This is a genomic window from Herbidospora cretacea (assembly GCF_001570605.1).
Taxonomy (GTDB): domain Bacteria; phylum Actinomycetota; class Actinomycetes; order Streptosporangiales; family Streptosporangiaceae; genus Herbidospora; species Herbidospora cretacea.
This window is the reverse complement of the sequence record NZ_BBXG01000007.1, coordinates 383,104-395,942: the sequence shown is the minus strand read 5'-3', so window position 1 is coordinate 395,942 and position 12,839 is coordinate 383,104. Positions and strand designations below refer to the sequence as shown.

13 protein-coding genes are annotated in these 12,839 nt (G+C 69.6%); 6 read left to right on the top strand and 7 right to left on the bottom strand.

Annotated features, from left to right (window positions below):
* Positions 1-87 precede the first annotated feature (87 nt).
* From AW270_RS16420 to AW270_RS39940, 4 genes are read left to right on the top strand one after another with little or no spacing between them, the layout of a single operon-like run.
* Complete coding sequence (locus tag AW270_RS16420) at positions 88-1,233, top strand: acyl-CoA dehydrogenase family protein (RefSeq protein ID WP_061295204.1); 1,146 nt, start codon at positions 88-90, stop codon at positions 1,231-1,233.
* A gap of 40 nt (positions 1,234-1,273) precedes the next feature.
* Positions 1,274-1,438: a hypothetical protein gene (locus tag AW270_RS39560; protein ID WP_169807326.1), complete on the top strand. Its 165-nt coding sequence runs from the start codon at positions 1,274-1,276 to the stop codon at positions 1,436-1,438.
* Positions 1,435-2,349, top strand: a complete 915-nt coding sequence (locus AW270_RS16415) for a hypothetical protein (RefSeq protein WP_061295203.1) — start codon at positions 1,435-1,437, stop codon at positions 2,347-2,349. Before AW270_RS39560 ends, AW270_RS16415 begins: the two co-directional genes overlap by 4 nt.
* 1 nt (position 2,350) lies before the next feature.
* Positions 2,351-3,193 carry a hypothetical protein gene (locus tag AW270_RS39940; protein WP_061295202.1) on the top strand — a complete coding sequence of 281 codons (843 nt, stop codon included), beginning with the start codon at positions 2,351-2,353 and terminating at the stop codon, positions 3,191-3,193.
* Here the strand turns inward: AW270_RS39940 and AW270_RS16405 are convergent.
* The 5 genes from AW270_RS16405 to pdxH form a co-directional block, all read right to left on the bottom strand.
* On the bottom strand, positions 3,168-3,902 hold the full coding sequence (locus AW270_RS16405; RefSeq protein ID WP_061295201.1) for an alpha/beta fold hydrolase: 735 nt from the start codon (positions 3,900-3,902) through the stop codon (positions 3,168-3,170). The two genes, AW270_RS39940 and AW270_RS16405, sit on opposite strands and share 26 nt — an antisense overlap.
* Positions 3,903-3,940: 38 nt before the next feature.
* Positions 3,941-6,214 (bottom strand): ATP-binding SpoIIE family protein phosphatase, encoded by a 2,274-nt coding sequence (locus tag AW270_RS16400; protein WP_061295200.1) that lies wholly within the window; start codon positions 6,212-6,214, stop codon positions 3,941-3,943.
* A gap of 42 nt (positions 6,215-6,256) precedes the next feature.
* Complete coding sequence (locus AW270_RS16395; RefSeq protein ID WP_061295199.1) at positions 6,257-6,955, bottom strand: iron-dependent transcriptional repressor DtxR; 699 nt, start codon at positions 6,953-6,955, stop codon at positions 6,257-6,259.
* 113 nt (positions 6,956-7,068) lie between these two features.
* Positions 7,069-8,307 (bottom strand): MFS transporter, encoded by a 1,239-nt coding sequence (locus AW270_RS16390; RefSeq protein WP_061295198.1) that lies wholly within the window; start codon positions 8,305-8,307, stop codon positions 7,069-7,071.
* A gap of 214 nt (positions 8,308-8,521) precedes the next feature.
* Positions 8,522-9,160: a pyridoxamine 5'-phosphate oxidase gene (gene pdxH, locus AW270_RS16385; RefSeq protein WP_061295197.1), complete on the bottom strand. Its 639-nt coding sequence runs from the start codon at positions 9,158-9,160 to the stop codon at positions 8,522-8,524.
* Positions 9,161-9,331: 171 nt separating this feature from the next.
* On the opposite strand from pdxH, the gene AW270_RS16380 reads away from it, so the two are divergent.
* Both AW270_RS16380 and serC read left to right on the top strand, forming a co-directional pair.
* Positions 9,332-10,435 (top strand): citrate synthase 2, encoded by a 1,104-nt coding sequence (locus AW270_RS16380; RefSeq protein ID WP_061295196.1) that lies wholly within the window; start codon positions 9,332-9,334, stop codon positions 10,433-10,435.
* 161 nt (positions 10,436-10,596) lie between these two features.
* Complete coding sequence (serC, locus tag AW270_RS16375) at positions 10,597-11,709, top strand: phosphoserine transaminase (protein WP_061295195.1); 1,113 nt, start codon at positions 10,597-10,599, stop codon at positions 11,707-11,709.
* Here the strand turns inward: serC and AW270_RS16370 are convergent.
* Together AW270_RS16370 and AW270_RS16365 are read right to left on the bottom strand one after the other, a co-directional pair.
* A complete protein-coding gene (locus AW270_RS16370; protein WP_157522091.1) occupies positions 11,706-12,119 on the bottom strand; it encodes a BlaI/MecI/CopY family transcriptional regulator in 414 nt (137 codons plus the stop codon). The genes serC and AW270_RS16370 overlap by 4 nt on opposite strands.
* Positions 12,120-12,179: 60 nt before the next feature.
* A complete protein-coding gene (locus AW270_RS16365; RefSeq protein WP_061295193.1) occupies positions 12,180-12,812 on the bottom strand; it encodes a rhomboid family intramembrane serine protease in 633 nt (210 codons plus the stop codon).
* Positions 12,813-12,839 lie beyond the last annotated feature (27 nt).

Genomic DNA, 12,839 nt, shown 5'->3' with positions numbered 1-12,839 from the left:
AAGCAAGGCCATTGGTGGGAACGTGGCGCACTTGTGATGCGCTCCTCGGCATGTTCTCCGGGGTAACAGAATCGTATTCTGGTTGTCATGGACCGAACCTTGTTCGAGGAGGAGCACGAGCTCTTCCGCGAGACCGTGCGCGATTTCATGAACCGGGAGGTCGTCCCGAACCACGCACAGTGGGAGAAAGACGGCATCATCCCCCGCGAGATCTGGAAAAAGGCCGGCGACCTGGGCATGTTCGCCATGTCGGTCCCCGAGGAGTACGGCGGCATCGGGCTCACCGACTTCCGGTTCAACGTGGTCGTCATCGAGGAGATCATCCGAGCGGGCGCCAGCGGCCTGGGCTTCGGCCTGCACAACGACGTCATGGCCCCCTACTTCGTCGACCTCACCGACGACGAGCAGAAGGCCCGGTGGCTGCCCGGCTTCGTCTCCGGCGAGCTGATCACCGCCATCGCGATGACCGAGCCCGGCGCCGGCAGCGACCTCCAGGGCATCCGCACCACCGCGGACAAGGACGGCGGCGACTACGTCCTGAACGGCCAGAAGACCTTCATCACCAACGGCATCAACTCCGACCTGGTGGTCGTGGTGGCCAAGACCGACCCGGCGGCCGGGGCACGCGGCACCACGCTGTTCGTGGTCGAGCGCGGCATGCCCGGCTTCGAGAGGGGCCGCAACCTCGACAAGATCGGTCTCAAGGCGCAGGACACCGCCGAGCTGTTCTTCGAGAACGTCCGGGTCCCGGCCGCCAACCGCCTGGGGACCGAAGACGGCCAGGGCTTCTTCCAGCTCATGGCCAACCTGCCGCAGGAGCGGCTGTCGATCGCCGTGGTCGCCGTGGCGGCGGCGGAGGCCGTGCTGGCGAGCACGATCGACTACTGCCGCACCCGCCAGGCGTTCGGCCGCAACCTCGGCAGCTTCCAGAACACCCGTTTCGTGCTGGCCGAGCTCGCCACCGAGGTGGAGATCGCCCGCCTGTTCGTCGACACGTGCGTGACCGCGCTCAACGCCGGGACCCTCACCGCCGTCGACGCGGCCAAGGCCAAGTGGTGGACCACCGAACTCCAGAACAAGGTCATCGACCGCTGCCTGCAACTGCACGGCGGCTACGGCTACATGACCGAATATCCGGTGGCCAAGGCCTGGCTCGACGCCCGCGTCCAGACGATCTACGGCGGCACCACCGAGATCATGAAAGAGATCATCGGTAGATCCTTCGGGTTCTGAACCGATCCAAAAGCGCGCTTAAAGCTTCATACTGGTCCCCATGGAAATCACCGGGCTGATCCTGCTGGTCTTCCTGGCGTTCCTGGTCGCCTGGCTGCTGAACAAGGTCCGCCGGTTCTTCCGGCTGGGCAACGTCGCCTACGCCGGCGTCATGATCGTCTTCGTCATCGCCATGCTGCTGATCTGGGGACAGTCGATCAGATGAAGCCCGCGTTCGACCCGGCCCTGCCGCCCGCCGAGCGGGCGCTCATGGCCGAAGCCCCCGAGTTCCTCCACCCGGTCCCCGACCGCCCCCGCTGGGGCGGCCGGGTCGGCGCCGACGCCTGGAAGGCGCTGCTGTCCGCGTCGCTGTGGGGGTTCCTGCCCGTCGTGGCCGGCCGCCTCCAGGGCCGCTGGCTGTTCCCGCTCGGCGCGACCCTGCAGGTCGTCCAGCTCATGATCTGGTTCTTTTACGGCTTCGCCCGAGCCTTCACCATGGGCCTCGCGGTCGAAGCCGTGACATTCCTCGTGTTGCTGGCCCTGTCGGGCGAGTCCCCCGTCGCCAAGCTCGCCCGCAAGCACCAGGGCCGCTACGTCGCCGACCTGCACCTGCGCGACGCCGAACTGCTGGAGCGCACCCAGAAGGCGGTCGCCGCCGTGCTCGACTCCAGCGTCAACCGGGCCGGCCTGCTCGACGACATCGCCAACACCGTCACCCTCCCCCGTCAGGAGTGGGAGATCGCCGAGACCCTGGCGGAGATGACCCGGCTGCGCCGCGAACAGCGCGCCGCCCGCAAGGGCAAGGTCACCGACCGCATCGCCGAGATGCTCGACGCCCACGACGGCGCGCTCCGGCTGGCCACCGAGTCGCTGACCGGCCGCGTCGAGGCCCTGGAGGACTACGCCCTGCGGGTGATGGCCGCCGACGACGCCTACCAGGAGTGGCAGACCCTCCAGGACCTGGCCGACGACGGCGACGCCTACACCGAACTCCTCGCCCGGACGGTCCGCGACCGCCTGGCCACCGAGGAGATCAACCAGCTCACCGAGAGGGCCGCCAGGGTCGAGGCCACCCTGCGGCAAAGTGTCCGCGACGCCCGCAAGGCGGGCCTGGTCCTGCTGCCGAAGGCGGGCTGACGTGCCGCCGCCCCAGGTCTCCCCCCGAGCCCGTCGCCTCTACGTCCGTGTCCCGGTGTGGGCCAACCTGCTCGGCGCCGCCTTCCTGGTCTTCCAGGTGGTCACCGGCATCTCCCTGGCCACCGCATCCGACCGGAAGCCGGTCGCCGTCGCCGTGCCGAAGCGGGAGACCCCGGTCCCCGAGACCAGCCCCACCCCCGAGCCGACCCCCACTCCCACGCCCACCCCGACGCCGACCCCCACGCCCTCTCCCACGCCGGAGGTCGACCGCATCCCCGAGGGCACCGTCGTCCGGCTCAAGAAGTTCTCCGGCACCCCCTCCCAGGTGATCGGCGAGGTCCGCGACCGCAAGGCCCGGCTCCGCTACGCCGAGCTGGGCAAGCCCTGGAGACCCGCCAAGGGCCAGCCGGAGGGCCTGTTCTCCGACGGCCGCTACTCCACCCGCCAGTCATTCGTCACCGAGGAGTTCGGCCCCGACCTCGACAACGAGTGGTTCGCCGACATCGACGCCCAGCGCCTGTGGAGCGACGTCGACGGAGGCGACAGCCCCTACGACGCGGCCGTCGCGATGCTCGACTACAAGCAGGAGAACAACTTCCCGCGCGGCACCAAGGGCAAGGACGTCGCCTCGCAGCGCGTCCCCCACGGCTGGCTGGTGGCCCGCGAGATGCGCATGCCGCCCAGCGAACTGGGGCGCAAGGCCAGGCTGGAGCTGGCCGTCGCCGTCGCGATCACCACCGGCGCCGACCGCCCGTCGGTCGTCTGGATCACCATCCCGGACACCCACAAGCGCCTGTGGCCCGACATCACGACGGTCGTCAGTTCGCTGCGCGTGCTCCCATGAGGATCAGCCGGGCCACCAGCTCGGGGTCGTCGGTCATCGGGAGGTGACCGCAGCCGGGCATCAGGTGGACCCGCTTCTGCGCCCACCGCCCGGCCCGGACCGCCTGCCGCTTGGGCAGCAGCCGGTCCTTCTCGCCCCAGGCGATCGTCACCGGCACCTTCGGCGGCGCGGGCGGCGGCAGCCAGAAGAACGCGTCGAGCGTCTCGTAGAAGCCCGGCGCCTCCTTCAGCGCCTTCCAGGCGGCGTGGAGGACCTCGTCGGACACGCGTTCGGGGTGGGCGACGACCAGGCCGAGGCCCGCCCGGGTGACCGGCCCCATCCGCATCGTCTTCAGCACGCTCCGGAGCCAGAGCAGCTCGGTGCGCGACCAGAATCCGGCCGGAGAGATCGCGGTGGCCGTCCGGCAGACGCCGCGCGAGGCCATGTCGAGGGCGAGGTAGCCGCCCAGCGAGTTGCCGGCGACGTGGGGTTCGTCGATGCCGAGGTCGTGCCAGAAGGCCTCGACGGCGTAGGCCAGTGACTCGGCCGTCGAGATCGTGCCCGGCGGCAGCGGCGGCGAGGCCCCGAAGCCGGGCAGGTCGACGGCGATCACGTCATGATGCCTGGCCAGCTGGTCGATGACCGGCCGCCAGGCCTGCCAGTGGTGCCCGATGCCGTGCATCAGCACGAGCGGCGGGCCGGATCCCGAGCGGTGGTGCACCAGCTCCATGGCTCCGAGTCAAACACCGAAGCCTCTTGAACGCCAGTTCAGCGGCCGCCCACCGGGATCTCGAACCAGACGGCCTTCCCGTCGGGGGTCGGCCGGGAACCCCAGCGCCGGGCGAGCTGGTCGACCAGGTAGAGCCCTCGGCCGCCCTCGTCGTTCTCCCCGGCGCTGCGGATGCGGGGCAGCCGCAGGTCCTGGTCGAACACCTCGACCCAGATCGACTCGCCGCCCCGGCGCAGCCGGAGCGTGAACTTCTTCTCGGGGTCGGCGGCGGCGTTGAGCGCGGCGATGCCCTCACGGCCCAGGTCGAGATCGAGGTCGACCTCGAGGTCGGGGAAGTCCCACGACTCGTCGAACGGCAGCGGCGGCCCGTCGAGCACGAGCTCCCGGCGCGGCGCGCTGGTGGACGCGGCGTGGAGGACGACGTTGGTGACCACCTCGGAGACGAGCAGGCAGGCCAGCTCGCCCTTCTCCTCGGGGATGTTCCACCGCTCGAAGGCGTTGCGGGCCATCCGCCGGGCCTCGCCGACCATGATCGGCTGGGCCGGGTAGTCGCACTCCTCGAACTCCAGCTCGCCCCCGCCCGACCGGACGACCAGGATCGCCATGTCGTCGTCGATCTCGCCGGGCACCGCGGTGGTCGCGGCGTCGGCGATGCGCTCGACCGGGTCGTCGGCGATCTTGCCGATCTCGTCGCACAGCACCCGGACCGCCTCGCCGAGGTCCCGCGAGGGGACCCCCGACTCACGCGCCGGACGCCGGTCGACCAGGCCGTCGGTGTAGAGGAGCAGCGTCGCGCCCGGGGGCAGCACCCGCGTCTCCTCCTTGTAGACCAGGTCGGCGTGGACGCCGGTGGCCCGCACGCCCAGCGGCTTGCCGACGTCGCCGATGTCGAGCTCGGTGACCGAGCCGTCAACGATCAGCAGGGGCGGCGAGTGGCCGGCGTTGGCGAACGACAGCTCGCGCGACCAGGCGTCGTAGACCATGTACTGGCAGGTGACGATCGGCGGGCTGGTGACGTCGGCGCCGAAGTCGTCTTCCTCGGGCGAGGCGAGGATGCGGGTCCACTCGTCGAGGCGGGCCAGGATGTCGGCCGGGGGCTTGTCGTCCTGGGCGAAGGCGCGCAGGGCGGCGCGGAGCTGCCCCATCACGGCGGCGGCCTTGGCACCGCGGCCCTCGACGTCGCCGATCACGATGCCGACACGACCGGCCGAGAGCGGGATCACGTCGTACCAGTCGCCGCCGACCTGGGTCTGGATGCCCTGGCCGTGGCTGGAGAGCGGGGCGGCCGGCAGGTAGCGCACGGCGATCTCGAGCCCGTCGAGCTTGGGCAGGTCGCGCGGGAGCAGGTGCTTCTGGAACGACTCGGCGGTGTGGCGCTCCTCCTCGAACAGGAGGGCGTTGTCGACGGCGATGGCGACCCGGGTGGCGATGGCCCCGACGAAGTCGCGGTCGAAGGCGTCGTAGTGGGGCGAGCGCCGGTCGGTCAGGTTGGACATCGACAGGTACATCAGCCCGAGGGCCTCGCCGCGGGCGCAGAGCGGCGCGACGATCGCGGAGGTGACCCCGATCTCGCCGTCGACCCGGGCCGCGCCCTCGCTGATCGACGGGTAGCTGACCTGGGAGAAGTCTTCGACCAGGATGGTCTCCTGGCGGCGCAGCGCGCTGTCGGCGTAGTGGCCGATGGGATAGCGGACCTCGGAGCCGACGGGCTTCCAGGAGTCGGCCGGGGGCTGCCAGCCGCCGACGTGGGTGGAGACCTTGCGGACCAGCCGCTCGCCCTCCATCAGCTCGATGAAGCAGTGGTCGGCGAACTGGGGCACGAGCATCTCGGCGACCCGGTTGAGGGTCTCCTCGACGTAGAGGGAACCGGCCAGCCGCTCGCCGATGCGCTCCAGCAGGCCGAAGCGGTCTTTCTCCCGCTCGTTGCTCTTCATCGCCTCACGCGCGGTGATCACGATGCCCGTCACCGACCCGGAGGTATGTCGCATCGGGACGGCCTGGGCGCGCACGTAGATCAGCGTTCCGTCGTGGCGGACGACGTCGAACGTCCCCTCCCACACGTTGCCCTTGAGCACGTGTTTCGCCAGCTCGACGCCCAGCGGATGATCGCGCTCCATGATGCTGATGGAGATCGTGTCATCACGCCCGTGGGCGTAGCCCGGACGGCCGAACAGCTGCTCGGCGAAAGGGTTCCAGTAAAGAACGTTGCTGAACCTGTCGGTGACGACGACGGCCAACTCCGCCTGGTCGAGCACCGCGCCCGCGGAGAGGTGGTCGGTCGTGTCCTGCGACAGGTCCCCCCAACGCTTCATCCGACGACCACTCCTAGGAGAACAGAGCTGGACCCGTGGGGATCAGCGCTTGGAGACGAAAACGTGCGACGCGACATCGCGCGAGAGCTCCGCGAGGTTGTTGTCAGCCTGTTCGTCACCAGTCACCCGCACACCGTCGTCGCTCGCCGCGAGCGTCACCTCGCGTCCGGGTTGTATCCCAACTTGCTTGAGTTTAAGCATCACAGCGGGATCGCTTTGCACTTGTTCGCTAATTCGCCGCACGACAACGGGTATATCTCTGGGCCCCGCGACGTCGGCCATAGGCGAGACCGGCTCAATTTCCGTCAAACCGGACGCGCCCAGTTCCTCAAGCCCCGGGATGGGGTTCCCATGAGGGCAGACGGTCGGGTTGCCGAGCAGGGCCACGAGGCGGACCTCGACCTGCTCCGACATGACGTGTTCCCAGCGGCAGGCCTCGACGTGGACGTCTTCCCACGGCATGCCGATCACCTGGGTCAGCAGGCACTCGGCGAGGCGGTGTTTGCGCATCACGCGGATGGCCTGCTTGCGGCCGGCCTCGCTGAGCGTGAGGTGGCGGTCGCCCTCCACCTTGACGAGCCCGTCGCGCTCCATGCGGGCGACGGTCTGGCTCACGGTGGGGCCGCTCTGCTGCAGTCTCTCGGCGATCCGGGCGCGCAGCGGGACGATCCCCTCCTCTTCGAGCTCGAAGATCGTGCGGAGGTACATCTCCGTCGTGTCGATCAGGCCGTGTGCGGTCAACGGTCATCCTCCCGGTCCTGTTCGATGCTACGACCCACAAGCGCGTTCCCGCCGACCTTACTGGTCCGGGAAAGCACCTTGGGCAACAGTCGAACGGCCGAAAACCTTCCGGCCTACGAAGCCACCCGGTAGCGGCGGAACGACTTGACGGACAGACCCACCGCGAAGACGGTCACCGCGCAGAGCAGGCCGCCCCCGACCCAGGCCGGGACCAGCCCGAACGCCGAGGCGGTGGTGCCCGCCCTGAGGTCGCCCAGGCGCGGGCCGCCGGCCACCACGACGAAGAAGACGCCCTGGAGCCGGCCGCGCATCTCGTCCGGGGCGTAGGTCTGCAGGATGGTCTGCCGCCACACCGCCGAGACGAGGTCGGCGAAGCCGCCCACGGCCAGCAGGGCCACGCACAGCCACAGGGGCTGGGCCAGACCCGCGAGGGCCACGCTGAGGCCCCACAGGGCGATCACGACGGTGAGGGCCACCCCCTGGCGGCGCACACGGCCCACCCAGCCGGAGAAGACGCCGCCGATGACCGAGCCGAGGGCGATCGAGGCCGACAGCCAGCCGAAGGCGAGCGCCGAGCCGTCGAACCGCTCGGCGGCCATCTGCGGGAACAGCGCCCTCGGCAGCGCGAAGGCCATCGCCACGATGTCGACGGCGAAGCTCATCAGCACGACCGGGCTGGTCATGATGTAGCGCAGGCCGTCGGCCACGGCCTTCGGGCCCGGGGCGGTCACCTCGCCGAGGGGTTCGAGGGCGGGGAGGCGGTAGGAGGCGTACAGCGTCGCCGTGAACAGGACGGCGTCGATGGCGTACGCGGCCGAGAAGTCGGTGGTGGCCAGGATCACCCCGCCGAGCAGCGGGCCGAGCACCGAGCCGAGGCTGGAGAACAGGAAGCTCAGGGTGTTGGCGGCCGGCACCAGGTCACGCGGGACCAGCCTCGGCACGATCGCCTGCCGGGTAGGCGAGCTGACCGCGAACCCGCTCGACTGCACGAACACGGCGACCATGATCACCCAGATGTTCTTGGCGGTGAGCGCGTTGACCAGCAGGGCGATCGTGGCGGTCCAGGTGAACAGTGAGCTGATCAGCAGCAGCTTGCGCCGGTCCATCGCGTCGGCCACCGCGCCGCCCCACAGGCCGAAGACGACCAGCGGGACGAGGGCGACAGGCCCCATCATTCCGACCCAGAACGACGACTGGGTGATCGAGTAGATCTCGGCCGCCACGGCGACGCCGGTGAGCTGGAAGCCGATGAACCCGACGGCCTGCCCGGCCAGCAGCCTGCGGTATTCGGGGATGGCCACCGGCCTGGTGTCCGCGAAATACCGTTCGAGTGCCGCCCTCACCTTGCTCACGGGGGGACACCCTACTCATGGGGGAAATATCACCAATTTGCGGGTATGCCCTGGTGAGAGGCCCGCCCTCATGGGTGGGACCGATCTTCCCGCCCCCGACCGACGATTCCGCGAGGGGCCGGCACACCTGTGGACGACCCGGCCATCCCGGCCCGGGCTTCCCCACCCTGTGGACAACAACACCCTGTGAACGACAACCTCGTGGACGACAACCTCAGGGCGCCAGGCGCTCGACCACCCAGCCCTGCCCCGCGCGGCGGTAGCGCAGCCGGTCGTGCATGCGGTCTCCCCGGCCCTGCCAGAACTCGATCTCGCTCGGGATCACCAGGTAGCCACCCCAGAAATCGGGCACCGGAGGATCTTCCGGCCATCTCTCCGCGAGTTCGCGGTAGCGGTCCTCCAGTTCCTCCCTGCTGCGCACGACCGCCGACTGCCGGGAGGCCCAGGCGCCGATGCGGGAGCCGTACGGGCGGCTGCGGTAATAGGCCGCGGTGGCGTCGCGGGAGAGCCGGTAGACGCGGCCCTCCACCCGGACCTGGCGGCTGATCACGTGCCACGGGAAGACCAGGGCGGCGCGGGGGTTCTCGGCCAGATCGCGGCCCTTGCGGGACTCGTAGTTGGTGAAGAACGTGAAACCTTGCTCGTCGGCGCCTTTCAGCAGAACTGTCCGGGCCGAGGGTCTTCCCCCGGCGGACGCCGTCGCGAGCACCATGGCATTGGGTTCCGGAACTTCCGCCCTCGCCGCGTCGTCGAACCAGACGGCGAACTGCGTCATCGGATCGTCGGCCACGTCGAGCAGAGGTTCGCCCTGGTAGTTGCGCCGGAGCCCGGCGAGGTGCGATGCGCTGTCCACGGAACGGTATTCTTGCGCGCTTGACAGACGTCTGGCGCACCAGCCCTAACCAGGGACGACGGCGTTTGGGAGGGACCGGAGGCGACCCGCCGCAACCCGAGGGGTTAAATTGACCCGCCGGTATCTCGACATCAAGGCTTTGGACTTCACAAGAGAGGGAGGCGGCCGGGAATGTCCGACTTCAAACCCGGGCTCGAAGGCGTCGTAGCTTTCGAGACGGAGATCGCGGAACCGGACAAAGAAGGGGGCGCCCTGCGGTATCGGGGCGTCGACATCGAAGAACTCGTGGGCCGCGTCCCCTTTGGGAACGTGTGGGGCCTGCTGGTCGACAACGAGTTTTTGCCGGGGCTGCCCCCGGCTGAGCCGTACCCCGTTCCAGTCCACAGCGGTGACATCCGGGTCGACGTCCAGAGTGCTCTCGCCATGCTGGCGCCCGCTCTCGGCTTCCGCCCGCTGCTCGACATCTCCGACACGCAGGCCCGCGACGACCTCGCGCGCGCGTCGGTGACCGCACTGTCGTTCGTGGCCCAGTCGGCCCGCGGCCTCGGCAAGCCGATGGTGCCGCAGGCGCAGGTCGACCAGGCCGAGAGCATCGTCGAACGGTTCATGATCCGCTGGCGCGGTGAGCCTGATCCGAAGCACGTCAAGGCCATCGACGCCTACTGGACCTCGGCCGCCGAGCACGGCATGAACGCCTCCACGTTCACCGCCCGCGTCATCGCCTCCACGGGCGCCGACGTGGCCGCGTCGCTCTCGGGCGCCGTGGGCGCCATGTCGGGCCCGCTGCACGGCGGCGCGCCGGCCCGTGTGCTGCACATGATCGAAGGCGTGGAGAAGCTCGGTGACGCACGCAAGTGGGTGCAGAACGAGCTCGACTCGGGTCAGCGCCTGATGGGCTTCGGCCACCGTGTCTACCGGGCTGAGGACCCGCGCGCGCGGGTGCTCCGCCGTACCGCCAAGGAGCTGGGCGCGCCCCGCTACGAGGTCGCGGCCGCACTTGAGACGGCCGCGCTCGAAGAGCTGCACGCCCGCAAGCCCGACCGGGTGCTCGCGACCAACGTCGAATACTGGGCGGCGGTGATCCTCGACTTCGCCGAGGTCCCCTCGTCGATGTTCACCTCGATGTTCACCTGCGCCCGCACCGCCGGCTGGGCGGCGCACATCCTGGAGCAGAAGCGCACGGGCAGGCTCGTCCGCCCCAGCGCGACCTACACCGGGCCGTCGTCGCGTTCGCTCAGCGAGGTGCCGGGCGCCTCGGAGATCGTTCCGGTCTGAGGGTTCCCCATGTGAGGCTCGCGTCCCGGTCGGGGGCGCGGGCCTTTCGCATTCTCGGAAATCCTCAAGCCCCGCCGGGACGGGTGTTTCTCGTCTCATTTGCCATCTCAAGGGCTGGACCGCGTCAGAGACCAGTTCGTGACCTCACTAATGTGGGTTCCGTGGCTGACATCGTGATCCCCAATGACATCAAGCCCGCCGACGGCCGCTTCGGTTGTGGGCCCTCCAAGGTCCGCACCGAGCAGCTCGCCGCCCTGGCGGACTCCGGAGCGGCCCTCATGGGCACCTCCCACCGGCAGAAGCCGGTCAAGAACCTGGTGGGCCGGGTCCGCGCGGGCCTGTCCGACCTGTTCTCGCTGCCCGAGGGTTACCAGGTCGTCCTGGGCAACGGCGGCACCACCGCGTTCTGGGACATCGCTTCCTTCGGCCTGATCCGCGAGAAGTCGCAGCACCTGCACTTCGGCGAGTTCTCCTCGAAGTTCGGCGCGGTCGTCAAGAAGGCGCCGTGGCTGGGCGACCCGTCGGTGATCAAGTCCGACCCGGGCACCCACCCGCTGCCGGTCGCCGAGGACGGCGTCGACGTCTACGCGCTCACCCACAACGAGACCTCGACCGGCGTCGCGATGCCGATCAACCGGGTCGGCTCCGACGGCCAGCTCGTGCTGGTCGACGCGACCTCGGGCGCGGGCGGCCTGCCGGTCGACGTGTCGCAGACCGACGTCTACTACTTCGCGCCGCAGAAGAGCTTCGCCTCCGACGGCGGCCTGTGGATCGGCCTGTTCTCCCCGGCCGCGCTCGCGCGCGTCGAGGAGATCGCCGCCTCCGGCCGCTTCGTGCCGGAGTTCTTCAGCCTTCCGGTGGCGATCGACAACTCGTCGAAGGACCAGACGTACAACACCCCGGCGGTGGCGACGCTGTTCCTGCTGGCCGACCAGCTCGACTGGATGAACGGCAACGGCGGCCTCGAGTGGACGACCGCGCGCACCGCCGACTCGGCCGCGCGGCTCTACCAGTGGGCCGAGAAGACGTCGTACACGAGCCCGTTCGTGGCCGACCCGGCCCAGCGGTCCAACGTCGTCGGCACGATCGACTTCGACGACAGCGTCGACGCCGCCAAGGTCGCCGCCGCGCTGCGGGCCAACGGCATCGTCGACACCGAGCCCTACCGCAAGCTCGGCCGCAACCAGCTGCGCATCGCCATGTTCCCGGCGATCGACCCGGCCGACGTCGAGGCCCTGACGGTCTGCGTCGACTACGTGGTCGAGCGCCTCTAGTCGGTGCCCGAAGGCGGCGGAACCCAGCCGGGCGGCTGCTCCACCGGAGCCCGCCCGGCCCGCCGCGCCAGTTCGTCGAGCAGTCTCAGGGCGTCGTCGAGGTCGACGCTCTGGGCGAACCTGCTGAGCACCGGAGAGCGGTCAGGGCTCTCCGCGAGCGCGGTCAGCATCAGCTCGGTCAGGTGTTCCTCACGCGACTTGGTGGCGCCGTAGCGGAACGCCTTGCGCTCGGCGGTCCGGAACAGCAGGCGTTTTCGCACCAGCCGTTCGGCGACCGTCTGGATGGTCGTGTACGCCCACGGCTTCTCCGCCCGCTGGTTCAGGAGCGTCTGGATTTCGCGGATGAGCAGCGACTCCTTGGCGTCCCACAGAACGTCCATGATCGCGCGCTCCAGGGGCCCCAAGTTCACGCAAGCGATTCTGTCAGGATTTTCGCAGCTCGCGCCATGCGAACAGTGACCCGATCGTGTCTATTCGATGGTCGCGGGCGAGACACGGGTCACGGGCGGCCTCCTGCGCCGCAGCACCCACGCGCCCAACACGCCGCCGATCAATCCGAACAGGTGTCCCTGCCACGAGATGCCGGTCTCGCCGGGCAGCGCGCCCCACAGGATCGACCAGTAGAGCGCCGCGACGATCACCCCGAGCACGATGTCGAGCAGCCGCCGGTCGAACAGGCCGCGGGCCACGACGTAGCCGAAGTAGCCGAAGACCAGGCCGCTGGCACCCAGCGTGACCGAGTCGGCCGGGCTGGTCACCCACACCCCGATGCCGCTGACCACGATGATGATCAGGCTGGCCCCCAGGAACTTGCCGATGCCCCGGACGGCCGCCAGGAAGCCCAGGATCAGCAGGGGCAGCGAGTTGGCCATCAGGTGGGGGAACCCGGCGTGCAGGAACGGCGCGAAGAAGATGCCGGGCAGGCCGTCGGGCTCGTGGGCGATGATGCCGTAGCGGTCGAGGTAGCCGTCGCCGAGATAGTCGACGACCTCCAGGGCCCACATGACGCACACGAGGAACAGGACCAGCAGCCCGGCTCCGAGGGCCCCGGCGAGAAGGCCGCCGAACTTCTGCCGGGTGGTGGGGGAAACGCCGTCGCTCATGCCCTCACGGTACGCAGTTCTCGCCAT